The organism is Bacillus sp. AY3-1 (assembly GCF_008368785.1).
In the GTDB taxonomy this organism is placed as follows: Bacteria; Bacillota; Bacilli; order Bacillales; family Bacillaceae_G; genus Bacillus_A; species Bacillus_A wiedmannii.
In genome coordinates this window covers 382,603-405,816 of record NZ_QORZ01000016.1, presented here as the reverse complement: position 1 = coordinate 405,816, position 23,214 = coordinate 382,603, and the positions used below count along the sequence as shown (strand labels likewise).

Sequence of the window (23,214 nt, the reverse complement as noted above, 5' to 3'; positions counted from 1 at the left end):
ATTAAAGAGCCTTGTTCTGATAGATACGAATAGATAATATCCATGAAACCCCATAGCACCCCACTGCTATGACAGCAAATATAAGAAATAATTTCAAATCTGAAATCTCTTTTAAAAAGGTCAGTACGCCATTAGCATATTTATTTAATAAATATGGAGTATTTCGCATTAAATATATAACTCCAATAGATAAAAATATAAAAACTGGTACAAGTGTTTTCACTTTAAATGCAACAAAAAATGGGATGTAAAATGCGGTTATCAGCATGACTGCCAAGAAGCCTAGTATGTAACTTTCTAAGGAAAGTTGAAATTCCATGCTGTCTAAAATAAAATATTTTCCAACTAAACAAAATGGGATGATTACTATTGTAAAAAGTAAGGTTCCAACGTATTTTGAACTTATAATTTCCTTCCTAGTATACGGTAATGAATTCACTAAAATATTAGCATTATCTTTATCATCAGATTGATATGTGTTAATTACAAAAACGGCACTACAAATGATTATGACATATGCTACATCCATGCCGGCCCACAAATAGGTAACTAAAAATAAGAGATAAGCAGGTAAAAAGTTTTTTTGTAAAATCAAATCCTTTTTAATTAAATTAAGCATCTTGACTCCCCCTTTTTCATGAAATACATAATATCCTCTAAACTTGGTTTTTCAATCACCACTTCTTTATTAAATAAAGTTTCGATAGAATTTACATTTTCAATCAATCCCTCGAAACCTGTATTTGCCTTACATACAGATATAAATTCACGCTCAGTTTCAAAATCTAACATATCTAGTGGTCCTTTGACCAAAATATAATCTTCTGCAATGGCATAAATATCTTTTGTAAAAATATGCTTCCCATTTTGAATAAATGTAATATAATCGGCAATGCGGTCTAAATCCGTTGTAATATGAGATGAGAAAAAGATAGTTTTCTCACCATCCTGCATAATATTTTGTAAAACATCCAATAATTCTCTTCTAAATACCGGATCGAGTCCGGAAGTAGGCTCATCCATAATAATTAGTTCAGCATGATGTGAAAGGGCAATTGCGAGAGAGGCTTTCATTTTCATTCCTTTGGAGAATGTTTTCATTTTTTTATTTAATGGTAATTCGAACAGATCTTTATAATATGTAAATTGGTTAAAATCCCATTTTTTATAAGCAGGCGCAATAATTTTAGTAATTTCCTTTAATGTAAGTTCATCGTAAAACACATTATCGTCATAAACGAAGCCAATTCTTTCTTTAATTCGTTTCGCATCAGTCGAATAGTTCATGCCAAATAAGGAGACGTTTCCACTATCCGGGTTTATTAGATTCATAATCATTTTAATCGTTGTAGATTTACCTGATCCATTTCCTCCAATAAAACCCGTAACAAATCCTTTTTTTACTTCCATCGAAAAATTGTTTATTTGAAACCCTTTAAAAGATTTACTGACATTTTGAAGTTCTATTACGTTTTCCAAGAGTTTTCCTCCTCGTATAAAATTGTAAGCATTTCTTTTAGCTCATTTAAAGAAACATCCATTTGCTTAGCATTTTGAATCGCTTCACATAACTTTTCTTCAACTGTTTTTAATTTTTCTTCTTTCATAGTTTCAATGTTTTGTTCTGCTACAAAGGACCCTCTTCCGACAATTGAATTAATAAAACCGTCTTTTTCCAGTTCTTCATATGCTCTTTTCGTTGTAATAATACTTACTCGTAAATCTTTTGCTAACTGACGCATTGAAGGAAGGGCATCTCCTTGTTTTAAATCACCTAGTAAAATAAGTTTTTTTATTTGGAGTCCAATTTGTTCGTAAATGGGTTCCTTTGAAGTGTTCTTAATAATGATTTGCATGTAAATACCTCTTTTGAAAAATATTGTATATATACTTTATATACAATATATACTATCGCACATTTTAAATCAACAGAAAATTTCCAAAATATAGTTACAAACACAATCTAATAATGTAATTAATACAACTTATTTATACGGGCCTTCCTTGTATTAGCCGGATTTTGAGGTGGAGGTCTTGCTACTAGCTAATACACGATAAAGACTTCGTTGTGTTTTACAGAAAAATTGGCACAACTGATAGTGTGAAAGCAAAAGAGTTTAAAACAGAAGAACAATCTGAGGAAGTTGATATCAAGTTAGACTGGGATGAAGATGACGAAGAAGGATTAAAAAAGATGTTTCCTAAGTTATGGGACATGTACGGGGAAGAACCGATAGACTGGTAGATTAGTTGATTGTCAAAAACGCCTTGTTTCTTTCGTAACAAGGCGTTTTTCATGATACTATGTTTAAATTTTTATCTTCCCACTTTCCCACCACTTCATAAACGTTTCTAACGAAGGAGCAACCCAAGTTCTACTATCATTTTCATGATTCCATACATATATATCATCTCTTTGCACGATTCCATTCAAAATGGAATAACCAAACAAATCACCATTTCCGCCATCAGCAATAAATAATAAACAGTCAAAAGGCATATATAAATCCTTGAAATCAACTATATTTCTCATATTCATATTTTCAGTTTTAATTTTTGAAGTAGACCATATAAAATCCCCGTATTCACCTTCTACACCGTTTGTTTCCTGTAATAATTGATTTAAATCATTTGGTAACTCCACCTGCAAATTTTTGTGAACTTCAGCGAGTTCATCCTTCGTAGCTGGTTTTTTCAAACTTAAGTTTGGTGAGATACTGTGAATGGTGTTTTTCCACATCACCTTTTCTCCTCCTTATGTGCAATCAAGTATATTCAAAGGGCTCATCTAAATTTATTGATACCACTTTTCTAACAACCTCTTCTCCCTCTCGCCTGAAATACCTGCTTTTAATTCCCATTCATCCACACTCTTCATCCACTCATACACGTCTGTAACTGTATGTTCTAACCTTCTAAAAGTAAGTCCTGCTTTAACAGCTCTCTCAATACTCATAGAAAAACCACCCTTCCACGGCTTCGTCTCACCTTCTAATGAAAAAGTTTCTGGAAGCCATAGTGGCATCTCTGTCCAAGGCTGTACTTTATGTTCATTCATAAATGATTCATCTACCCAAACGAATGCAGCATCACTATTCGTAACCTTTTTACAAGTATTTAATAGCCCTTCCATCGTCAATTCATAATTCGGACCTGTAACATTGAATATACCTACTTTATTATTTTCTGCCATGTTTAGTCCCCAGTTTGCGACGTCTTTTATATCAACTATCTGCACTGGACGGTCTTTTCTTCCTGGAACTAACACTTCTCCTCCCTTTGCTACACGCCCAATCCAGTATGGAAGTCGATCTGTATAATCAAACATCCCTGAAAGGAGTCCTGCTCTTACGTGTAAAACACGCCCCGGCCAATACTTCTCTGCTTCTTTTTCACACAATACTTTCAGCGCACCGTAATACTCATAAGGAGAAACTTCACCATTCTCCACAGCCTTTATTTGATCGCCCGTTGGTTCGGGTTGTAATATATAATCTTCTTTTATATGATGCGGAATCCAATCTTTATAAACGGAAAGACTTGAAATGAATATATAGTGCTTTATATTATCCCGTAACACTTCTCCGACATTTCTAATGTGATGCGGAGAAAATCCACACGTATCGACGACAACGTCCCATTTTCGATTTTCTAAACTTGAAACATCATTATTTCTGTCACCGATTAACTGCTCTATTTCTGGAAAAACTTCTTTATTCGTTCCGCGATTAAATAATGTAACTTCATGCCCTCTTTTTAATGCCTCTTCTACAAAAGCTCTTCCTAAAAATCGTGTACCACCTAGAATTAGAATCTTCATTGTTCTCCCCCATTCGTGATTGAAAATCCTTTCTTTTGTTAAACGATTTTTTGCTGTGTAAAGTTACGGGGTTAGTCTAACTTTTTCTACAAGTTCAACATATGTAATTTCCATTTCATATATAATTAAAATATCGGATATTTGATTAATCACTTATACATGTAAGTAGGTGAAAAATATAAATAGAAACATAGTTTATCTTTCAACATTATGTATGTATTGCCTTACATCGCTTGTATATATCATCTTACTGAACATAGAAAATGGTCGTAATTACTTAGGGTTTACGATGGTTATTCCGCTTTTAGCTGCTATTTTATATCAGAAATTATATAAGAAACAAAAAATAGTTCATACATTTGGAATTTCACGTCCAAAAATAAGAACTTTGATTTTCTCCATTTTATTCCCAATACTTCTAGGGCTATGTCTGCATTTCTATTTTTATATTTATAATATAAAATTCTTATTTAATTATTGTAATGAATTAGGATTTCTCCTACTCATTGGTCTTACAATTGCTGCTTTGTCTGCATTTTTAGAAGAAATCATATGGCGTGGAAATTTTCATTACCATTTACGAAAAAAATATTCATTAAAACAAACAGCAATCATTACTGCATCGCTTTGGTCTTTATGGCATTTACCAGTATCAATCTTTTATAAAAACTATGGATTATGGTTTGTAGGTATATTAAGCTATCTCTCGTTATTATTTATTTTATCTATAATTTTGACGTATACGAGAGAGTATAGCCGTTCTGTGATAACACCTGCAATTTTACATGGCATGTTCAATGTATTTTATTTAACAGATGGAGTAGAAACAAAATGGGATATTAGCCTAATGGAATTAATTAAATTTATCTTGCTGGTAATTGTGTTTGGCATGATGTATCTAATACATCAAAAAGTTAAAAAATAGTTAAGAGTACCTAAACAAATTATAAAGTACTTCAACACCTTGCAATTATTCAATAATCGTATAGGTGTTGAAGTTTTCTAATCTTAGTTGCTCAACTTAGTTAATACAACACTTTTTTCTATCATGAAGAACAAAACAAGTTTAACTAAAACTTTCATTCTTATTTTTATAAAAATAACCATATTAATCTTTTAAATAAGGAAATATGCACTCTTTAATTAACTTCCATCTATCCCCTGCATTCGGTATGACTTCAGAAGCAATCGCCACCACCAGTTCCTTCTCTGGTACGCAGCAAACCACATTCCCACCATCGCCCATTGCACAGTATGAAAAGATTCCATCCTCTTCTCGTAACCACCATAAGTAACCATATTGATTTTGGTTCATTGTTGTCGATCCTTTTATCCATGATTTTGATAGTATTTGTTTTCCATTATGAATACCTTCATTCAAATATAGCTGTCCAAACTTAGCCATATCTTTAACTGTTAACGTTAGTCCCCAGCCGCCTATCGAAATACCATTTGGATCATGAACCCATCCCTTTACATCTTTTCCGAATAAGTCATCAAATCCAAATGCTTTCATATTGTAGTTTGGAATTTCTCTCATGCCGAGTGGCTGAAATAAGTATTCATTCGCAAATTCACGGGCACCTTTTCCTGTTGCGCTCGTAATAATTGCTGATAGTACATGAGCTCCTGCAGATGAGTATTTAAAAGATCCGATTTCTCCGCCATTCCCCATTCTATTAAGTGTATACTGTACCCAATCCTCTTGTGTACATAATTCTTCTAGCGGTTCCTGCCAATCTGCATAAGGGTATGGAGCTGTCATAGTAAGTAGATACCGCACTGTTATTTCAGATGAATTACAATTATAGTCTGGGAAAAATTCTATTATTTTTTGATCAACGTTTTTTATATAGCCCTTATCTATACATATCCCAATTAACGCAGAGATTATCGTTTTTGTAACTGACGCTATATGAAATGCATCATTTGGACCGTGACCGTTATAATAGTTTTCAAAAATAGCATTACCTTTCTGTACTACTAACATACCATTAGTATTTTCATATTCTTCTTTTATAATCTGATCTAACTTTTCAGCAGTTTTCATTATTCATTCCCCTTTAACCCATGATTAAAAAGGTTCGATAGGTACATATATATCAACTATATGTTTATTTTCTGGGTGCTGCCTTGGGTCATTTTTATACATTTCAAAAGGATATGAATCTCTCGGTTTATATCCGCTATTGGGAAGCCACTCACCGTATAAGAAATCCCATGCTCCTTTATATTCATCTTGGAATATTTCAAAATGACCTACTGCATACTTTCCAGAAGGTATTACCATTATTCCAATGTCGCTCGTTTCTACTGCGGATTCATCCGGAATTGTTATACATAAACTAGTTCTTAAATGGTTGTCCTCAGTAAATTCATGATGGTCGTGGTAAATGGTTAATACTTTCGTATTCTCAAATACATAATAGTTTTCCTCCGCTGCGTAATGAAATAATTTCTCTATCATTTTTGGAAAAGCTATCGTTAACTCTTCATATGTACCGATATGTCTTATGTATGCGACGTTTATATCGTCCACTGTTACAATTTCAACATTTCCTCGAACCTTCTTACACTCATTGTATTGAGAAGCTCTCCTTACGTCTTTGCAATTCTTGCTATTATCGTTTCGATATTGCGACGGACTTACTCCGTAATAATTTTTAAATGTACGGGAGAAAACTGCGGAATCTGTGAATCCGAAGTGATACGCAATATGTGTAATTGTCATATCCAAACGGTATGTAAGTAAATTTGTTGCTCTTTCTAATTTTAATCGGTTTACATACCGTGATAATGGCTCCTCTACTATCCCCTTAAAAATACGATGAAAATGAAACTTTGAAAATCCTGCTACATCCGCCAGCTCTTCAATTGAAAGTGAATCATCTATGTGTGATTCTATATAATCTTGTACTTTGTAAATGCGTCGTATGTATTCATTTCTACTTTGTTTACTCTCCATATTATTATCTCCTCACAACAAAAAGGCTAACGTTAAGCTAGCCTACTTTTATACATTTTTTAAAAATAATACTCTACTACCGCCGTTCCCATCATAATTTGTATGTACCGATACACCCTCTACCTCATCATCCCCAGCCTCAATCCGAAAACCGATTTCTTGATGAAACTGTATCGACTTTTTGTTAATTGGTGACGTAATTGCTTTTACAACTTTACGGTTATTTGCACGAGCGGCATCAAAGAAATAAGAATACAATGTCGATGCGATTCCTCTTCTTCTATACTTCGGATTTACACCGATAAAATGAACGTATGCTTCATCTTTATATGTTTGTGAAAAAAATCCACATAAAAAACCTAACGTCTCGCCATCTTCTTCAATGATAAAACTCGTTTCTTGAAAGTGAACGAAGAACAGTTTTGGCAACATAGCAGACATATCTCTCCCGCCCCACCAATCATTTAAAACAGAATTAATCTTTACATAATCTTCCCCTTGGATGTTTCTAACTCGCATATGTTTCTCCCTCTCACTCACTTCATTTTTTCATATATTTTAATGACTGTTTCTACTAATAGGATGAATACGCATATCCCGCAAAATATAAGAACAGACTGGAATATCAATCCAATTATCATAACACCAACTGCACCTGTTATTGAAAAGGATATTCCACCAAGCCCTGGATCCTGTATAAATGCTCCAGCAGAAAAAGGGGTTATAATAGATACTATTAAATAAATAACACTCATTATTTTTAATATTTTTATAGAAAGATACGAAGTTTTTTCTTGCTCCACTTGTGATAATTCGATTTCCCCGTTCGCAATTCCTTTTTGCAAACAGTCCTCACATAAAAATTATTCCTTAATTTTTTTACCACCGTGCAGCGTACCTGTTATCTCTTTACACCTTGAACATTTTCGATTTATCATGTTGTTACCACTCCAATCTATTAAGATTATACTTATACCATTCTGCATTTACCTTAATATTCCTTTTATGTATTTTATAGAGAAAGGTCGTATTTTATGATTTCAAAACTTACGTTTGGCTTGAAAAAATCTACAGCTCATTATGTATTAAGACCTAGTTGTTATGCGATTATTTTCCATTCATCTTCTTCAATGATTGCTGTTATCCAAAAAGGAGACCGTTACTTTTTACCTGGTGGTGGTATGGAAGGTAATGAAACAAAAGAAGAGTGTTTGCACCATGAACTACTAGAGGAATTAGGATGGGCAATTGAAATTGATCAATATATTGGTAATGCGGCTCGATATTTTTATGCAGAAAAGGAAGATATATATTATTTAAATGACGGGTTCTTTTATATTGCGAACATGGTGCAGAAACAAACTGAAAACTGTGAGGATGATCATGTTCTAAGGTGGATGTCTCCCTTACTTGCTGTCGAACTTCTCCTTCACGATCATCAAAAATGGGCTGTTAAACAAACCCTTTTATTACGAAAACAAAAAGGATCTCCTTCTATATGAAAGAGATCCTTTTTACTGTTAACTTACTTTTTTCAAATTGAGAGCTGGCTTTTTCATTCCGCCTTTTTTTACAACATATAGACCCACAAAGATAATAAGTCCGCCAACGAGTTGCATCATATTAATTTGCTCCCCAATTGTTACTGCTGCAAAGATAACTGCGAATAATGGTACGAGATACATATAAACCATTACTTTTGTTGAACCTATTTGACTAATACCGACATACCACATTGCTAGTCCGAAGATGGTTGCAAAGATGATTGAATATGCTAGTGATCCCCAGCTTGGCGTATCTACTGGCCACGTTAAAGAATTTACGTTGAATAAACAGTATATAACAAGTGGTACTATCCCAATTAAAGTAGACCATGATGTGACTCTCATTGCGGAGTATTTTGTAATAAGAGGTTGCGCTAATATTGGATACCATCCCCACGCAATTGCTGCGACTAATCCAATTACATTTCCGAGCCACGCATATTCATAAGTAGCTCCTCCTGTATGTCCTGTTAATAAAACGAATGCTGCACCAATAAACGCTATTATTGAACCAATTTGTACTTTCATCGAAAAACGTTCTTGTTTGTGTAATACTGCTAATATCCCTGTAAATATAGGTGACATCGCAATTAATAATGAGGCGTTCGTTGCTGAAGTATATTTCACAGATAGCATAAACATCGTTTGATACATCGCCGTACCAACAATACCGACTGCTACTAATCGTAACCAATCTTTTCTTTCAATACGTAATGAACGTTCCATCATAAATGTAATAAGTAATAATACCGGAGATGCTACTAAAAATCGTAAACTATTAAATTGAATGGATGACATATATGCCACGCCATATTTTCCAATTGTATAATTTGCTCCCCATACTAATGCTACTGATACTAGGAGCCATTCCATTTGCCATCGTTTCATCCGAATCTCCCCTTCCATATTTAGCATAGTAAAATTGGCTGGATATAACACCGTCCAATTGGCTGTTTTTTTACCCAGCCAATTTGTTATACTTAATTGTATATAAGAGATGCGGAGGTGTTTGTATGGAATGGAAGCTAGATAACGACAGTAAAATTCCTATTTATCAGCAAGTTGTTGACTTTATTGAAAAACGTATTACATACGGAGAACTTCCTCCAGGTAGCTTCCTCCCTTCCGAACGGAAATTAGCTACACAGTTAAATGTAAACCGAAGTACAGTAACGACTGCTTATAATGAGCTACGCGCTATGGGAATTGTAGAAAGTACGACTGGTAAAGGGACACGTGTAAGTACACATATGTGGGGCGTTTCTCCAACATTAACGCCGAATTGGAGAAATTTCGTAGAAGGTGGCACTTTTTTACCAAACTTGCCGTTACTTCGCCATATTCGGGCGGAAGTACAACAAAATGAAAACATTATAGATTTTGCAAATGGAGAGCTCGGTTGTAACCTCTATCCTCACGATCAACTACAAACAATTTTACGAGAACAACCGTTAACGCATTCATTAAGTTACGATCATCCGCAAGGCTATCTTCCGCTAAGACAAGCGGTCGTAAAATATATGAAGGAATATTTAAAAGTTGAAGCAACTGAACAATCCATTATGATTACATCTGGCGCACAGCAAGCACTTCACCTTATCGTTCAATGTTTATTAAATCCCGGTGATGCAGTTGCTTTCGAAAGTCCTTCACACTGTTATTCCTTACCGTTATTCCAATCAGCAGGTATTCGTATTTTCCCGTTACCTGTCGATGAACACGGTATTAATCCAGATGATGTGCAAGAGTTATATAGAAAACACCGTATTAAAATGATCTTTTTAAATCCAAATTTCCAAAATCCTACAGGAACAATGCTGCATCCAAACCGTAGAAAAAAACTGTTATCACTTTGCGCAGACTTACGAATTGCAATTGTTGAAGATGATCCGTCCAGTTTACTTGCGCTAGAAAAAAAACAACCTTGCCCTACTTTGAAATCTATTGATGAAAACGGAACTGTCATTTATGTACATTCCTTATCTAAAATGATTGCACCAGGTTTACGAGTCGGCTGGCTTGTCGCCCCGCAGTCTGTAGTAGAAAGGTTATCCGACGCAAGACACCAAATGGAATTAGGTATGAGTATTTTCCCACAGTGGCTTATGCAACAATTTTTCGAAACAGTACCATTTCAATCTCATATCGTACCGTTACGAAAACAATTAGCAGAAAAAAGAGACGTTATCGTGCGCGCCTTAAATGAGCAACTTCACGATAAAATCTCTTTTTCAAACCCGACCGGCGGTATATACATATGGGGAAAATTAAAAGAACCGATAAACGAAAAACAACTTATTATGCAAAGTTTAAAACAAGAAATTGCATTTATGCCTGGTAGTATTTTCGGCGCGAAAGATGGTTATATTCGTTTATCTTATGGAAAAGTGGATATTGATCAAATTGAGGAAGGTATTTCTCGTTTGCGAGAAGCTATTTTAATTTGTGGAAAATGACTTTACATAAAGCTTTATCGTTTGACAAAAGAAAAATCTACCATTATTATCAACACGAACCTAGTTACCCCGCATTAACGGGCAATAAAACTCCCAGCTCAAAATTCAGCTGTAACAAAGAAGTTAGGTGGGAGATCAACTGCCCGTAAATGCCCGATTGGTTCAACTAATAATCAGTGGAGGATGAATCCCCCCACTGATTAAAGTTTCACTTTATAGGAGTGGTAAAAATGAAAATTTACGTTGATGCAGATGCTTGTCCTGTAAAAGATGTAATTATTTTTGAAGCTACGAATGCAGAAATCCCTGTAACCCTCGTTACTAGCTTTTCTCATTATTCTAATGCTCAGCAGCCTAAAGGTGTGGAAACAATTTATGTTGATTCCGGAGCAGATGCTGCAGATTACCGAATTATGCAATTAGCTCAAAAAGAAGATTTAATCGTAACGCAAGATTACGGTCTTGCTTCGCTCGCTTTAGCAAAAGGCTGTATCGTGCTACACCATAAAGGCTATAAGTATACGAATGATAACATTGAACAATTGTTACAAACACGGTATTTAAGTGCAATGGTTCGAAAAAGCGGTAAGCGTACAAAGGGACCAAAACCATTTACAGCAGAAGATAAAGAGAAATTTAGAGCGCTCTTTAAAAGTATGATTGCACTTTAAAAATGAACCGTCTATTTGCAAGGAAAACTTCGCAAAACAAAGAAGAGAATATCGAAATGAACATTCTCTTCTTGAGGTTTACCCTTTTAAAATGAAGGTAAATTATCTAAGTTATTTTCCTTTATTCCATCAGGTTCACTACGTATAATATCTCTACCATACTTATGAAATACGTCCACATGAGCTAACTTCCCTGATTTCGCTTCACTAAGTGCAGCCATATAATCTAACTCTCTTCCGCTACTTGTTTTAAACGCTATTAAATCCCCATCATCATTTTTACGAACGGCAACAATTTGTTCTGCTCCTGAATTGACTTCATTGTCTACTTCAAATTGAGCTTGCTCTTCTCCTTGATGTAAGTATTCATTATAAACTTTTTCAAAGTCTTTCTTGTCCATAACATTCACCTCCAACACATTTTATTAGTATGGTTGGGAGGTGTTGGTTTTATGTAATTTGCTCTAAACTTTAGTATTTTCAAATGAAAACATAGTACCCCCACTATTTGATTGTAAAGTGTATTTTATATCGAACATCTTTGCTATATCTTCTATGTTTTTCAAACCAAGTCCCGTACCTTTACTATTTATATCAAACCCAATCCCATTATCTCTAAAGGAAACAATATCTTCATCTATAATAATTTTGAGTCTTTTAGCTTTAGAATGTTTAAGGACATTTTGAAAAACATTATCAAATAACCTTTGCATCCATAACTCATTACTATTCCATATCAACTCTTTATCTTGTGGATTATATACGAATTCAATTTTATGAATGCTATACAAATAGCTCCATTTTTTAATCATATTTTCTATTAAATTATGTATATTAACTTCATCATTCACAATATAAGTATTCTCTAAGGTTTCTGTAGATTGAATATTAAATTCGTTAGTTAAATCACTTATATATTGTATCTGCTCATACATTGATTCAAGTACTGGTGCTTGATCCTTGTACTCACCTTCTAAATAATATAATTGTAATCTGACCGCTGTTAAGGGTGTATTAATATCATGCCGTAATTTATTTAATAGTTCCTTTTTTATTTGTTCCTGTTGTTGTAGTTCTAATTCTCGATAAGTTGTTCTTTCTATAAGCAAGTTCACTGATTTAATCAGCTCTCCCATTTCATCATCGCTTTTAACATTTATTATATTAGGGATTTTTTTATCACTAGCTAAATCTCGAATCGTTTGATTTAATACATTAATTTTATTTAATACTGTGTTAATCGATTTTGAAAATACAAAAGCTAATATTAATAGTGATAATAAAAATATGATTAACATCGTAGGATATGCATAGGATTCGTGAAAAGGAATGTTCTGATTTTTAGTTTTAAAGACAACATTATAAATAACTGATACTAAGATACTAATTGATAACAATAACAGTGGTACGCTAATAATAGCGGAGAATAATAGTAACTGATATTTTTTCTTTAAGTTCATTTCTTCATATAGGTATTTAATCTATACCCTTCTCCATATATGTTCTGAATAATATCACCTGTTTTATCATCAATTTTGGTTCTAATTTTCTTTATATGTACGTTCATGATATTTTGATTTCTATCTTCGAGTTGCCATAGGTAATCATAGAAGTGTTCTTTAGATAAAACTCTATCTCTATTTTCATATAAATAAAAGAATATTTTACGTTCAATTGCTGTAAAAGCAACTTCATTACGCAAATCATTAATAAAAACTCTTTTATATTCTGCATCTATAAATAAATGGTTAATTTGCGTGAACGTACCATATTGATTATCTAACATTTTCTGAATCCTTAACAACAACTCTCTAGGGTCAAAAGGTTTTATCATGTATTCTTCTCCAATGGTCAAACCTTTTAGTTTACTATCCATATCATTCCTTGCTGATAGAAATATAATTGGAATATTTAATCCTAGATTTTTTATTTTCTTTGTAATTTGATAACCATCTTCGCCTGGTAACATAACATCCATTACGACTAAATCTATTTCATGAATTATATCAAGAACTTTCCTTCCCTCTTTCTCCCAACACACATTATACTTCTCACGCTGTAAAATTTTTTGTAATAAATCTCCTATAATCAAATCGTCTTCAACAATTAATATGTTATATACTTTCATTATGTAAGCCTTTCATCGCTAAAGTTACAATTGTTTAGTTCTTCACTACTTTATTCTTAATAAAATCCATAGCAATTTTGTATATTTCATCAGAAGCATATAAATAAATACTATGTGTACCTTCAATTATTTTTACATCAGCTATTAATAACTTGCTAGCAAACTCCTTATAATCTTCGTTTTTTTGCTTTGTATACTTCGAATCTTTATATTGCCTAGCAATCGCATCTATAAATAACATAGGTGTTTCTTTTGGGATCGATAAAGAATTTGATTTTTTACCGTTATTGTAGCTTTGTAAAAGTTCTTGCTTCATATCATCATTAAAAGCCCTCTTATACGTAAGCGCTTTATAAATATCTTTTTCCTGTTCGTTTAAAAAGGATTGACGAATGACTTCGGGATTATAAGTAATAGAGGGAGTTAATCTCTGAAAACCAATTTTCGTTAAAATATTCATCCCTTTTATTTTTAATGAATCAACCATACCTATTTTATTAGTCACGTACTGTTTAGGTAAACCAATATCTAACGCAATAATCCCTTTTACTTCACTTGGATATTTTTGTGCCCAATAAATAGCCTCTATACCCGATAGAGAGTGTGGTACTAAAATGTAAGGTGGTTTATTTCCACTTCGTATAAGCGCTTCTCTCGTTTGTTCTAATATCGTATCAATATCTCTATCATCTTGAAAAACATCACTGTATCCATAACCCGCTCTCTCAATTACAGAAATCTTGTTTTCTTTCGAAAATTCACTATATAGGCCTTTCAATTCATAAACAGGAGCGGCAATTCCAGATCCGGCCATAAATACAAACGTATCCTCCCCGCTCCCCTCATTATAAACATTCACTTTTTTATTATTGAAATTAACAAGTTCGCCTTCATTCTTCATTAATTTCGATTCCATTTTTAATTGATAGTTATGATATATAAATACAACGCCTGTTCCAAAGAAAATCATACTAACACTCATTAAAAATATTATTTTCACTGACTTTAATAATTTTTTCATTTGACACCCCTTTCAACCTATAATGAAAGGGTACAATATAAAAATAAATTTCTAATAAATTTTCAAAAATAATATCTATTCATTGTTTCTAAGAATGGACCATTTTTAATACCTACGCAAATCCTTCAAAGTTTCCAATATATCATCTGTAAAGGCTGTACTACCTTCTGTCTCTAAAACTCTGAAATAAAAACTTCTTAAGAAAGTTCTAATATTTTGTACTAAAATAGCATGCTGCGGATGTCGGATGTCTTCAACAGTTGCTATGCTATGTAGCCAATTGCTCCACTCTTCTCCAGTTAAAATATTTTGGTTGCGTAACGACATAATTGGCTTTACTAATCTCTCATCTTCAAAGTGCACATACACGTAATCACTTAATCGAACCTTCTGACGAACAGCAGCTAATATTGCATATGAAAACTCACGATTTTGTATTGTACGTGCTAACGCATCTAGTGCATCAGCCGCATGCGCCGTAGAGTGTGCCCAGCCTTTTCCTTCTATGTATCCTCTTACATCTTCTTCTAAATATACATATTCCAGCACTTGTTCTGCCACACTGTATAGTTGTTCTTCAGATAACAGTGGTTCTCTTTCATGAACAGATAAAATAAGTGGCGGAATTAATACGGAGAACGCACGTTTAAAAACAGAGTCTGTTCCCTTTTCACCAATTTTATAAAATAAATAATCAGGACTAATTGCTTGTAACATTAATCCTCTTAACTCTTTTTGTCTAAACACATCATTTGTAATCCATGTATGAAGCGTACTATAAATTAAATCATCGCGTAATTCAGCATCAGGTGATCCGATATAATCTAGCATCCACTGTGCATACGGATATGCATCTACGTCTTCTGGTACAGCATAATTATTATTTTTAATTTGTAGTAGTTCTTCTTTTAGTTCTAGTACTTCATTCATTATATTTCCTGTCCCCTTTATACGTTTTTTTATTGCCTTATCCCCCGGTATTCACTTCCTATAAATTAATTTAATTATACGAGAATTATAACTATAAATAAAAGGCTATACATATACTTTTGATTGTGTATTACTTTCGCTCATGAAATATAACTTCTGGATTTTCCAAATCACTATTCCGAAATACAACATCCGCACACTCTTTCGGATTATGCTCATCTATATACATCTTACAGGCCGCATGATACCTATTCAAAAACATCTTCTCTGCTTCTTCATAACTTCCAAAAGCCTCCGTCTCACGCTCTGCACCACGTTTTCTCGCAATCTCAAAATCTGTATCTACCAAAATTTTGTAATCGAATAAATGCTCAACGTCTTTTTTGAATAGAAATGTTCCATCTACAATTAGCACCATATTGGGTTGAGCCAATAGCGGCTCATTATGTACAGGGATATCCGTTTTTAAATTATGGAAAATCGTTTCATACTGTAAATTCCCGTTAGATCCTAAAGGCTTTAATAATCTTTCTTTGAAAGCTGTATAATCGTGTGCATCTTCATAATACCCTCTTGCAGAATCTTTACCTTGTGCATAGCGAATCAATCTTGGATTATGAAAATCGTCAATGCTAGCATGTGTTACTGGTAAACCTCGTTTTTTTATTTCTTCCGCTAGTTCATTTGCAAATGTTGTTTTTCCTGAAGCTGTAATACCACTTACTCCAACTCTTATTGGATGTGTTAAATTTAATTTTAAAATATGATCTGCAATTTCTTTGATTCGTTTTTTTCGGTTCATGATATTTCTCCCTTCATTTAGTTTACATAACAAAATTATAATTAACTTTTCATGTCACTATTTGTCGGTAAATCGATATTTTTTGCCGAATCGTCGGTATATTAAAAAAATCGTTGATATATTTTAAGTTACGATAGATATATTTGAAAAATCGTTGATATATTATGATTAGCTTACTTTCCCTTAAATCCTCGATACAATGCAGTCCGTAATTCTTGTTTGTATTCTTCAATTTCTGGCATATCGAGTTCTTCTGCTAGTCTGATAGCTAATTCAATATCATACGGTACACGTACGAGTTGAATAGAAAAGCTCGCTGCTTCTTTTTCATTATAAGTTCCTTCAAATATTAAATAGGAAGCTTGTGTAATTTCAAGAGGATTACCTACACTACCAGCATTACATAACGTTTTCCCTCTGAAGTTTTGAACGAATGCTTGGTGAACGTCACCGTAGCAAACGACATCGGGTTTTCTTTCCCCTTCTATATTCTCTGTGAGCTCACTATTTTCGAACATACTAATACGCTCTTCTCTTGAGGCATGTGGTTGAATTCTTTCATATAAACTTCTCGGTGAAGCGTGGAACATACGAATCAGTTTGCCGCTCATAAAAAATTCGATTGAAAATGGTAAGCTTCTTAAATAGTCATTTTGTTCTTCTGATAATTGTTTTTGATGCCATTTTAACGCTTCAAATTCAGTCGGTTTTGTAATGAAATCATCCCAGTTTCCCATTACAACTCCATCACATTCTTTACGAATGATTTTAATCACTTCGCTAGAATGAGGGCCTTTTCCGACTAAATCTCCAAGACAAATGATGCGCTCAATTCCTCTTAATTTAATATCTTGCAGCACAGATTCTAAAGCTGGAATATTACCGTGAATATCTGAAATTACCGCTATTTTATCCATATGAATCCCTCCATTACTTATTGTTTATTATATCCTCATGTTGTAATTGATACCATTGTGGAATATAGGATGAAAAATTGTTATGATCTTCGATAATTCGGTTTAATCTCTCTTTCATATCATTTACTAAATGTGGCGTGCTTCGGTTTGTCCATACGATATCAGCTGGGAATGTCATTGCTGCATATAATGAATACAGTTGCCAAAAATGAAGTGACGGTTCTCCCCCGCAATAACCGTGAACTTGTCCAACCGCAAATGGTTTACTTATTCTTGTAGTAAAGATCGCTACGTTATAAAAATCATGTATTGGATCGCCAAAATCATATCCACCAAAATCGATAACGATAAACTCCTTATTATGAATCATACTATTTGCTGGATGGAAGTCATCGTGTAAAAATGTGATTGGGCGATTTTTCAATAATTGTTTATGCTCCCCTACAAAACTTAATACTGGCTTCAAATCAAGGAAGTCTATTTCATAGTTTGCTAACGCTTCTACGTATCTTTCGTATTTATTCCATCGAACCGTTTCCCATTTATTACTTGCACTTTCTCTTTCAATTGAGTGGATTCTCTTTAATACTTCTCCTGCTTTTCTTCCTGCATAATACTGTTCTTCCACCGATAGTTTCCCTAAACCTTCTTCACCATTTACACCTTGGATCCATTCAAATACTTGAATACATTTATTTAAATCCTCCAGCTTTATAAAATGAATTAACTTAGGCGTAGGAATATGTAATAACTCTAATTGTTTCATATACGTATATTCTTCTTGTTTACGTTCAAAATGAACAGCATCACATATTTTTACAAAATATGTCACTCTATTTTCTAATTCTATTTTATATTTCTCTTCATGTGAAAAACCTTTTGAAATAGCTATACACTTTGTAATACGAGGCCATTCTAGTTTTCTCTCTATCTCTCTAAGTATTTCTTCCACTATGTTCACCTCTATCAATATATGTACAAACTACCTAACACTTCATGCTCTCGTTTATTTTCCCCATTACACTCCACTGCAAATGGATATTCGCCATGATGATTCAAACGTTCTAGTACTAACCCTTCTCCTTTTGGTTCACAAAACTGCACATGAACATCTCCAAATGATACGCTTTGGCACTCTGCATTCCATTCTTCATTTTTAACGACCTGGCTCGCAGTTAGCCCCATTACTTCTTTCCATTTTCGTACTGTTTCTCGAACATTTTTCACTGCGTAATGAATCGTTTCAATTTGTTGTACTTTGTTTTTATGTTCAGTGATCGTCCCTATGTTACGTAAATCGTTTCTTCTTTCTTCATCCGTTTCATTCCATTGTATAAAGAATGGTAATTTTGGTCCGTTTTCCTCTTGCTTTACAAATAACATTTTCCATTCTAAAAGGCGGCCATCTTTTCTCATACGTTTCCCTTCAAATGGTCCTATCGTATGTAAACCTTGCTTACTAAACTTAACTGCTAGGTCTTCAATGGCATCTGCTCGAATTGCGATTTGTAGCATTCCTTCTCCGTCTTGTAATTTCACTACTGTTTCTTGTACTAATGGATTGTCTGCTTTCTTCGCTTTTTCTTCATGCTGAATTGCTAAAAATTCTATATAGGATAAATCAAAATAACATAAACTATTCCAAGTACCCCAGGTCGTATGCTCTCCGCCTAGTGCAGTATGAAATCCACGCTCCTGCATTTGTTTTGCCGCTTCCTCCGGTGTACCATGTACTGCGTGTACGAGATGATCAAATCGTAACATGTCTTTCTCCCCTTTCTCTCCATCCTTTTATTGTATATTTTATTTTTCTTTCATTCAATTCAAAAAACTTTAAAACCCAGTTGATTTATACGATTAATATGTATTATAATGAAACAAATTTAATTATTGCTGATTGGAAAAACCAAAGGCACTTTTCTCATACGGGAAAAGTGCCTTTTTCATTTATTATTACAGGGGGATTATTTATGCAGAAATTAATTGTCTTTGCTATTATTGGATTTTTCGCTCAATTGATTGATGGGGCGCTTGGAATGGCGTACGGGGTAACATCTACCTCACTATTATTAATGTTTGGTATCGCACCGGCTGTAGCTTCCGCATCTGTTCATTTAGCTGAGGTGGTTACAACCGCCGCTTCTGGTGCATCTCACCTCAAATTTGGAAACGTTGATAAATATACCGTTTCCAGGCTTACATTGCCAGGAGCAATTGGCGCATTTATTGGAGCATGTTTTTTAAGTAATTTACCTGGCGATGTAATTAAACCGTACATTTCCGTATTTTTATTTACTTTAGGGGTTTATATTTTATTACGATTCCTCATTCAAAAACAAATTGTTACTTCAAATAAGCGTATGTCTGCTAAACAGCTTGTTCCGCTTGGCTTATTTGCTGGATTCGTTGATTCAACTGGTGGTGGTGGCTGGGGTCCGATTACGACACCTGTGCTTTTGGCAAGAGGAAATGAAGCTAGAAAAGTTATCGGATCTGTAGACACGAGTGAGTTTCCTGTCTCACTCGCTGCAACAATCGGCTTTTTCATTTCTCTTGGCTGGGAACAAGTAAGCTGGGTTTGGGTATTTTCTCTTATGCTCGGTGGTATCGTTGCGGCACCGATCGCTGCATGGTTAGTGCGCATCGTTCCTTCTCATTTACTTGGCGTATTAGTTGGCGGCCTTATTATCTTTACAAACATTCGTACACTGCTTACCACATTTAAAGTTGATCCAACTATTATTTCACTTTCTTACGTGGCAGTTGTTCTTGTCGTTATTATTTCTATTTTCATTGCTGTTCGCAATCATTCCAAGCGTTCTAACGCATCGACAGCTGGATATCCGAATGATCAAAAACAAATGCTACCATAACGATAAAAATACCGCCCGATATACTTCGAGCGGTATTTTTTATTGTTCTATTTTCCAATTAATCATCGTTTCTGTAGTGCCAATTCTCTTCATATGTAGTTTCTCTAATACACGAATCGAGCTAATATTTTCAAGAAGTGTCTCTGCAATAATCGTTTCTACCTCTTCTGTTTGAAAAGCCCAATTTATTAGCTCTCTTACAGCTTCTGTCGCATACCCTTTATTCCAATATTTCTCAATAAATCCGTAACCAATTTCTACTATATGTTCCTCATTTGGTTTCCCTTTAAACCCTATATCACCTAGAACGATGTCATCTTCTTTTCGAATGACATACCACGCCCCCCAAGGTAATACTTCCTTATCTTTTTTTACAGTTTCTACATGTCCTACAATATGTGGACCACTATCATATCCTTGCTTGCTCGCAACGTGCATCCTCTCTTCTGTACACGGTACTATATAGAGCCTTTCTGTTTCTAATTTCATGTTGATTTCCCCTTTTCAATTAAACAATACTTCAATTTTACCAGAAATAAAAAGAATATTCATTCTATTTATCAGATTTATACTTATTCTTTGAAACGAATTTAAGGAATAATCCTCTTTTGATACTTATGTCGAATTATATTTTCTGAATTTTCTTTTAATTTTAGAGGGTTTTTCAATATTTTTTGCGAAACATTTGTATAACAATTTTTTCTTTGCTTATTGTTACATAATAGTAGGTTCGAGTGGAGTTTTGCAAGCGTTTCCTATACAATAACCGATATTTTTTGACTTTTCCTAACAAAATATCTTGCAATATATTCAGAAAGTCATTACAATTGCCATATATTAAAAATCTTAGCAATATATCAAATCCTCATCAATCCGATGAGGTAGAGGTTGCGACTTTTATGAGTAAAACGGACGAGACACAGAGAATGTCACCGACTCCGTTTGAAAGGAAAAGTTGCCGAAGTTTATATTTCTTCTCTGGAATTATGAGCTGGGTCTGTCTCCGAAAGGAACAGAACTGTCACGTTTACAAAATTACCGTGTAAACGTGGGGTGCTATCTTAACGGAAGGGTATGATGGGGTGGTTATTTGTGAAACGTTCCGCCAAATTCCTTTGGCGGTTTTTTGTATTTTTCTCCCCCGTTCCTTCCTATCTTACAAGAAAAGGAGTGTTGAACATGAATAGCGCAACGAATCAAGCTACCTCTAAAACGCAAACTACACAAGGACAAGGTGAATTAAAACGCGGATTAAAATCTCGTCACCTTACGATGATTTCTCTCGGTGGTACAATCGGTACCGGACTATTTCTTGCCAGCGGTGGTGTCATCCATTCAGCTGGGCCTGGTGGCGCATTAATTGCATACGCCGCAATTGGGATTATGGTTTACTTTTTAATGACAAGCTTAGCTGAACTCGCAGCTTACATGCCTGTTACTGGATCTTTTAGTACTTATGCAACAAAATTTGTTGATCCGTCCCTTGGCTTTGCACTTGGATGGAACTATTGGTATAACTGGGCCATTACAATTGCTGCTGAACTCGCTGCTGTAACATTAATTATGAAATTTTGGTTCCCAGATACCCCTTCTCTTATTTGGAGTGGATTATGTTTAGCTATTATTTTCCTTTTAAACTATTTATCTGTTAAAGGGTTTGGTGAATCTGAATATTGGTTCGCACTTATTAAAGTAGTTACTATTATTATCTTTTTAATTGTCGGCTTCATGATGATTTTCGGAATTATGGGCGGCGAATCTGTTGGCTTTAAAAACTTCACTGTTGCAGATGCACCATTTAATGGCGGCATTATGGCAATTATCGGTGTATTTATGGCTGCTGGGTTCTCCTTCCAAGGAACTGAATTATTAGGAGTTGCTGCTGGTGAAACTGCTGATCCAGAGCGTAACATTCCAAAAGCAATTCGTTCTATCTTTTGGCGTATTCTTTTATTCTATATCCTTGCGATTCTCGTTATCGGTTTATTAATTCCTTATACAACTGAAAGCCTTGCCGCAAGCGATGTTACAGTAAGTCCGTTTACACTTATTTTTGAAAAAGCGGGCGTTGCCTTTGCTGCTTCTGTTATGAACGCTGTTATTTTAACGGCAGTACTATCTGCTGGTAACTCTGGAATGTACGCATCAACTCGTATGCTTTGGGACTTAGCTCGCCAAGGTAAAGCACCGAAGTTTCTTGGTAAATTAGATAGCCGCGGTGTACCTGTTAACGCATTAATCGTAACGTCAATTGTTGGTAGTATCGCTTTCATTGCTTCCTTATTCGGTGACGGTGTTGTATACATTTGGTTATTAAATGCATCTGGAATGTCTGGCTTTATCGCATGGGTCGGAATTGCAATTAGTCATTACCGTTTCCGTAAAGCATATATTGCTCAAGGTAAAGATTTAAAAGACTTACCATATAGAGCAAAATGGTTCCCGTTCGGTCCAATCTTCGCATTTGCACTTTGTGTCATCGTAATTTTAGGACAAAACTACGGTGCATTCATGGGCGAAGCAATCGATTGGAACGGTGTACTCGTTTCTTACATCGGTTTACCACTCTTCTTAGTACTATGGTTAGGATATAAATTTACGAAGAAAACGAAAGTGATTCCACTTGATAAATGTGAATTGAAATAAAGTGAAACGAGCAAACAAATATGTTTGCTCGTTTTTTATTCCAATGCTTCTCCCTTTATTATTGCTCCTGTTTTTGCAATAATAAAGGAAATATACATAAAGGTTGGGATACCATGAAAATTCGCATTACTGATGAAGCAAAAGCAGCTATACATAGATTAGAACGTGAAGACAAAAAAATCATTCGCATTAGAGGAACAATGACAAACTCTTGCAGTATTTTCGTTGATGTTGATTTAATTTGGGATACATATGATGCAGATGATGTTGTATATGAAGATGCTGAGTTTATCGTACAAATGGATTCATTTACGAAAGACTATACTGGTGATACGGTGACACTTGATTATAAAACGACAGGTTTTAGTATTACGACTCCGAGTGAGACTTTAGTTTATGGGTTGTCGATTAAAAAATAAAAATTATTTTCAGCTGATCAAT

At 34.3% G+C, this 23,214-nt stretch carries 27 protein-coding genes, 1 pseudogene and 1 riboswitch; of the genes and pseudogenes, 8 read left to right on the top strand and 20 right to left on the bottom strand.

Translation table 11 applies throughout. From position 1 onward, the window contains the following. Position 1 precedes the first annotated feature (1 nt). From DN389_RS13360 to DN389_RS13350, 3 genes are read right to left on the bottom strand one after another with little or no spacing between them, the layout of a single operon-like run. Complete coding sequence (locus tag DN389_RS13360) at positions 2 to 619, bottom strand: ABC-2 transporter permease (RefSeq protein ID WP_149237241.1); 618 nt, start codon at positions 617 to 619, stop codon at positions 2 to 4. Further along, entirely contained in the window at positions 607 to 1,479 is an 873-nt protein-coding gene (locus DN389_RS13355; protein ID WP_097915385.1) for an ABC transporter ATP-binding protein, read from the bottom strand. Before DN389_RS13355 ends, DN389_RS13360 begins: the two co-directional genes overlap by 13 nt. Next, positions 1,467 to 1,856 carry a GntR family transcriptional regulator gene (locus DN389_RS13350; protein WP_001165710.1) on the bottom strand — a complete coding sequence of 130 codons (390 nt, stop codon included), beginning with the start codon at positions 1,854 to 1,856 and terminating at the stop codon, positions 1,467 to 1,469. Before DN389_RS13350 ends, DN389_RS13355 begins: the two co-directional genes overlap by 13 nt. Positions 1,857 to 2,047: 191 nt before the next feature. On the opposite strand from DN389_RS13350, the gene DN389_RS13345 reads away from it, so the two are divergent. Continuing rightward, on the top strand, positions 2,048 to 2,245 hold the full coding sequence (locus DN389_RS13345) for a hypothetical protein (RefSeq protein WP_060487234.1): 198 nt from the start codon (positions 2,048 to 2,050) through the stop codon (positions 2,243 to 2,245). A 63-nt stretch (positions 2,246 to 2,308) separates the two neighbouring features. On the opposite strand, the gene DN389_RS13340 is transcribed toward DN389_RS13345, so the two are convergent. Both DN389_RS13340 and DN389_RS13335 read right to left on the bottom strand, forming a co-directional pair. Further along, on the bottom strand, positions 2,309 to 2,740 hold the full coding sequence (locus DN389_RS13340) for an SMI1/KNR4 family protein (RefSeq protein WP_060487235.1): 432 nt from the start codon (positions 2,738 to 2,740) through the stop codon (positions 2,309 to 2,311). A 54-nt stretch (positions 2,741 to 2,794) separates the two neighbouring features. Further along, complete coding sequence (locus tag DN389_RS13335) at positions 2,795 to 3,820, bottom strand: SDR family oxidoreductase (RefSeq protein WP_149237240.1); 1,026 nt, start codon at positions 3,818 to 3,820, stop codon at positions 2,795 to 2,797. Between the two features lie 169 nt (positions 3,821 to 3,989). Here DN389_RS13335 and DN389_RS13330 point away from each other — a divergent pair, with 169 nt between their 5' ends. Next, on the top strand, positions 3,990 to 4,745 hold the full coding sequence (locus tag DN389_RS13330; protein WP_149237239.1) for a CPBP family intramembrane glutamic endopeptidase: 756 nt from the start codon (positions 3,990 to 3,992) through the stop codon (positions 4,743 to 4,745). Between the two features lie 183 nt (positions 4,746 to 4,928). On the opposite strand, the gene DN389_RS13325 is transcribed toward DN389_RS13330, so the two are convergent. The 4 genes and pseudogenes from DN389_RS13325 to DN389_RS13310 form a co-directional block, all read right to left on the bottom strand. After that, on the bottom strand, positions 4,929 to 5,870 hold the full coding sequence (locus tag DN389_RS13325) for a serine hydrolase domain-containing protein (protein ID WP_149237238.1): 942 nt from the start codon (positions 5,868 to 5,870) through the stop codon (positions 4,929 to 4,931). A 24-nt stretch (positions 5,871 to 5,894) separates the two neighbouring features. Further along, a complete protein-coding gene (locus DN389_RS13320; RefSeq protein WP_088063850.1) occupies positions 5,895 to 6,785 on the bottom strand; it encodes an AraC family transcriptional regulator in 891 nt (296 codons plus the stop codon). A gap of 48 nt (positions 6,786 to 6,833) precedes the next feature. After that, entirely contained in the window at positions 6,834 to 7,304 is a 471-nt protein-coding gene (locus DN389_RS13315) for a GNAT family N-acetyltransferase (protein WP_060487240.1), read from the bottom strand. 17 nt (positions 7,305 to 7,321) lie between these two features. Next, a pseudogene (locus tag DN389_RS13310) lies at positions 7,322 to 7,723 on the bottom strand (DUF3980 domain-containing protein). A gap of 96 nt (positions 7,724 to 7,819) precedes the next feature. On the opposite strand from DN389_RS13310, the gene DN389_RS13305 reads away from it, so the two are divergent. Beyond that, the gene (locus DN389_RS13305) at positions 7,820 to 8,287 is read left to right on the top strand and encodes an NUDIX hydrolase (RefSeq protein ID WP_060487241.1); all 468 of its coding nucleotides are present in this window, start codon (positions 7,820 to 7,822) and stop codon (positions 8,285 to 8,287) included. Positions 8,288 to 8,305: 18 nt separating this feature from the next. Here DN389_RS13305 and DN389_RS13300 read toward each other — a convergent pair whose 3' ends face one another. Then, positions 8,306 to 9,217: a DMT family transporter gene (locus DN389_RS13300; RefSeq protein ID WP_088063852.1), complete on the bottom strand. Its 912-nt coding sequence runs from the start codon at positions 9,215 to 9,217 to the stop codon at positions 8,306 to 8,308. Positions 9,218 to 9,342: 125 nt separating this feature from the next. Here DN389_RS13300 and pdxR point away from each other — a divergent pair, with 125 nt between their 5' ends. Both pdxR and DN389_RS13290 read left to right on the top strand, forming a co-directional pair. After that, positions 9,343 to 10,785, top strand: coding sequence for a MocR-like pyridoxine biosynthesis transcription factor PdxR (pdxR, locus tag DN389_RS13295; RefSeq protein WP_149237237.1), 1,443 nt, complete (start codon positions 9,343 to 9,345; stop codon positions 10,783 to 10,785). A gap of 230 nt (positions 10,786 to 11,015) precedes the next feature. Then, entirely contained in the window at positions 11,016 to 11,456 is a 441-nt protein-coding gene (locus tag DN389_RS13290) for a YaiI/YqxD family protein (protein WP_060487244.1), read from the top strand. A gap of 86 nt (positions 11,457 to 11,542) precedes the next feature. Here the strand turns inward: DN389_RS13290 and DN389_RS13285 are convergent, their stop codons facing one another. The 9 genes from DN389_RS13285 to DN389_RS13240 form a co-directional block, all read right to left on the bottom strand. Then, complete coding sequence (locus DN389_RS13285; RefSeq protein ID WP_149237236.1) at positions 11,543 to 11,857, bottom strand: DUF3892 domain-containing protein; 315 nt, start codon at positions 11,855 to 11,857, stop codon at positions 11,543 to 11,545. 63 nt (positions 11,858 to 11,920) lie between these two features. Then, a complete protein-coding gene (locus DN389_RS13280) occupies positions 11,921 to 12,916 on the bottom strand; it encodes a sensor histidine kinase (protein ID WP_060487246.1) in 996 nt (331 codons plus the stop codon). Then, a complete protein-coding gene (locus DN389_RS13275; RefSeq protein WP_048526234.1) occupies positions 12,913 to 13,584 on the bottom strand; it encodes a response regulator transcription factor in 672 nt (223 codons plus the stop codon). The genes DN389_RS13280 and DN389_RS13275 overlap by 4 nt, the downstream gene beginning before the upstream one ends. A gap of 34 nt (positions 13,585 to 13,618) precedes the next feature. Next, positions 13,619 to 14,605, bottom strand: coding sequence for an alpha/beta fold hydrolase (locus DN389_RS13270; protein ID WP_060487248.1), 987 nt, complete (start codon positions 14,603 to 14,605; stop codon positions 13,619 to 13,621). A 105-nt stretch (positions 14,606 to 14,710) separates the two neighbouring features. Next, positions 14,711 to 15,535, bottom strand: a complete 825-nt coding sequence (locus DN389_RS13265; protein WP_060487249.1) for a DUF2785 domain-containing protein — start codon at positions 15,533 to 15,535, stop codon at positions 14,711 to 14,713. Positions 15,536 to 15,665: 130 nt separating this feature from the next. Next, a complete protein-coding gene (locus DN389_RS13260) occupies positions 15,666 to 16,337 on the bottom strand; it encodes a nucleoside/nucleotide kinase family protein (RefSeq protein WP_149237235.1) in 672 nt (223 codons plus the stop codon). A gap of 173 nt (positions 16,338 to 16,510) precedes the next feature. Then, positions 16,511 to 17,254: a metallophosphoesterase family protein gene (locus DN389_RS13250; RefSeq protein WP_060487251.1), complete on the bottom strand. Its 744-nt coding sequence runs from the start codon at positions 17,252 to 17,254 to the stop codon at positions 16,511 to 16,513. 13 nt (positions 17,255 to 17,267) lie between these two features. Then, complete coding sequence (locus tag DN389_RS13245; RefSeq protein WP_149237234.1) at positions 17,268 to 18,206, bottom strand: aminoglycoside phosphotransferase family protein; 939 nt, start codon at positions 18,204 to 18,206, stop codon at positions 17,268 to 17,270. A 14-nt stretch (positions 18,207 to 18,220) separates the two neighbouring features. Beyond that, the gene (locus DN389_RS13240) at positions 18,221 to 19,018 is read right to left on the bottom strand and encodes a VOC family protein (RefSeq protein ID WP_097858961.1); all 798 of its coding nucleotides are present in this window, start codon (positions 19,016 to 19,018) and stop codon (positions 18,221 to 18,223) included. A gap of 98 nt (positions 19,019 to 19,116) precedes the next feature. Between DN389_RS13240 and DN389_RS13235 the strand changes: the two genes are divergently transcribed. Further along, positions 19,117 to 20,127 carry a sulfite exporter TauE/SafE family protein gene (locus DN389_RS13235; RefSeq protein ID WP_149237233.1) on the top strand — a complete coding sequence of 337 codons (1,011 nt, stop codon included), beginning with the start codon at positions 19,117 to 19,119 and terminating at the stop codon, positions 20,125 to 20,127. Between the two features lie 39 nt (positions 20,128 to 20,166). On the opposite strand, the gene DN389_RS13230 is transcribed toward DN389_RS13235, so the two are convergent. After that, positions 20,167 to 20,616 carry a GNAT family N-acetyltransferase gene (locus DN389_RS13230; RefSeq protein WP_048547765.1) on the bottom strand — a complete coding sequence of 150 codons (450 nt, stop codon included), beginning with the start codon at positions 20,614 to 20,616 and terminating at the stop codon, positions 20,167 to 20,169. Positions 20,617 to 21,001: 385 nt separating this feature from the next. Continuing rightward, positions 21,002 to 21,194, top strand: a riboswitch (Lysine riboswitch). A gap of 112 nt (positions 21,195 to 21,306) precedes the next feature. Here DN389_RS13230 and DN389_RS13225 point away from each other — a divergent pair. Together DN389_RS13225 and DN389_RS13220 are read left to right on the top strand one after the other, a co-directional pair. Further along, on the top strand, positions 21,307 to 22,773 hold the full coding sequence (locus tag DN389_RS13225; RefSeq protein ID WP_001083377.1) for an amino acid permease: 1,467 nt from the start codon (positions 21,307 to 21,309) through the stop codon (positions 22,771 to 22,773). A gap of 113 nt (positions 22,774 to 22,886) precedes the next feature. Beyond that, entirely contained in the window at positions 22,887 to 23,192 is a 306-nt protein-coding gene (locus DN389_RS13220; RefSeq protein ID WP_141524283.1) for an iron-sulfur cluster biosynthesis family protein, read from the top strand. Positions 23,193 to 23,214: the final 22 nt, after the last annotated feature.

What these genes read in the sequence shown, in the direction of transcription:
- pdxR (WP_149237237.1), top strand. Translation starts at nt 9,343, where the DNA reads ATGGAATGGAAGCTAGATAACGACAGTAAAATTCCTATTTATCAGCAA.
- DN389_RS13275 (WP_048526234.1), bottom strand. Translation starts at nt 13,584, where the DNA reads ATGAAAGTATATAACATATTAATTGTTGAAGACGATTTGATTATAGGA.
- DN389_RS13290 (WP_060487244.1), top strand. Translation starts at nt 11,016, where the DNA reads ATGAAAATTTACGTTGATGCAGATGCTTGTCCTGTAAAAGATGTAATT.
- DN389_RS13250 (WP_060487251.1), bottom strand. Translation starts at nt 17,254, where the DNA reads ATGGATAAAATAGCGGTAATTTCAGATATTCACGGTAATATTCCAGCT.
- DN389_RS13220 (WP_141524283.1), top strand. Translation starts at nt 22,887, where the DNA reads ATGAAAATTCGCATTACTGATGAAGCAAAAGCAGCTATACATAGATTA.
- DN389_RS13340 (WP_060487235.1), bottom strand. Translation starts at nt 2,740, where the DNA reads ATGTGGAAAAACACCATTCACAGTATCTCACCAAACTTAAGTTTGAAA.
- DN389_RS13300 (WP_088063852.1), bottom strand. Translation starts at nt 9,217, where the DNA reads ATGAAACGATGGCAAATGGAATGGCTCCTAGTATCAGTAGCATTAGTA.
- DN389_RS13285 (WP_149237236.1), bottom strand. Translation starts at nt 11,857, where the DNA reads ATGGACAAGAAAGACTTTGAAAAAGTTTATAATGAATACTTACATCAA.
- DN389_RS13305 (WP_060487241.1), top strand. Translation starts at nt 7,820, where the DNA reads ATGATTTCAAAACTTACGTTTGGCTTGAAAAAATCTACAGCTCATTAT.
- DN389_RS13315 (WP_060487240.1), bottom strand. Translation starts at nt 7,304, where the DNA reads ATGCGAGTTAGAAACATCCAAGGGGAAGATTATGTAAAGATTAATTCT.
- DN389_RS13225 (WP_001083377.1), top strand. Translation starts at nt 21,307, where the DNA reads ATGAATAGCGCAACGAATCAAGCTACCTCTAAAACGCAAACTACACAA.
- DN389_RS13265 (WP_060487249.1), bottom strand. Translation starts at nt 15,535, where the DNA reads ATGAATGAAGTACTAGAACTAAAAGAAGAACTACTACAAATTAAAAAT.
- DN389_RS13270 (WP_060487248.1), bottom strand. Translation starts at nt 14,605, where the DNA reads ATGAAAAAATTATTAAAGTCAGTGAAAATAATATTTTTAATGAGTGTT.
- DN389_RS13350 (WP_001165710.1), bottom strand. Translation starts at nt 1,856, where the DNA reads ATGCAAATCATTATTAAGAACACTTCAAAGGAACCCATTTACGAACAA.
- DN389_RS13335 (WP_149237240.1), bottom strand. Translation starts at nt 3,820, where the DNA reads ATGAAGATTCTAATTCTAGGTGGTACACGATTTTTAGGAAGAGCTTTT.
- DN389_RS13230 (WP_048547765.1), bottom strand. Translation starts at nt 20,616, where the DNA reads ATGAAATTAGAAACAGAAAGGCTCTATATAGTACCGTGTACAGAAGAG.
- DN389_RS13235 (WP_149237233.1), top strand. Translation starts at nt 19,117, where the DNA reads ATGTATTATAATGAAACAAATTTAATTATTGCTGATTGGAAAAACCAA.
- DN389_RS13260 (WP_149237235.1), bottom strand. Translation starts at nt 16,337, where the DNA reads ATGAACCGAAAAAAACGAATCAAAGAAATTGCAGATCATATTTTAAAA.
- DN389_RS13320 (WP_088063850.1), bottom strand. Translation starts at nt 6,785, where the DNA reads ATGGAGAGTAAACAAAGTAGAAATGAATACATACGACGCATTTACAAA.
- DN389_RS13240 (WP_097858961.1), bottom strand. Translation starts at nt 19,018, where the DNA reads ATGTTACGATTTGATCATCTCGTACACGCAGTACATGGTACACCGGAG.
- DN389_RS13325 (WP_149237238.1), bottom strand. Translation starts at nt 5,870, where the DNA reads ATGAAAACTGCTGAAAAGTTAGATCAGATTATAAAAGAAGAATATGAA.
- DN389_RS13280 (WP_060487246.1), bottom strand. Translation starts at nt 12,916, where the DNA reads ATGAACTTAAAGAAAAAATATCAGTTACTATTATTCTCCGCTATTATT.
- DN389_RS13360 (WP_149237241.1), bottom strand. Translation starts at nt 619, where the DNA reads ATGCTTAATTTAATTAAAAAGGATTTGATTTTACAAAAAAACTTTTTA.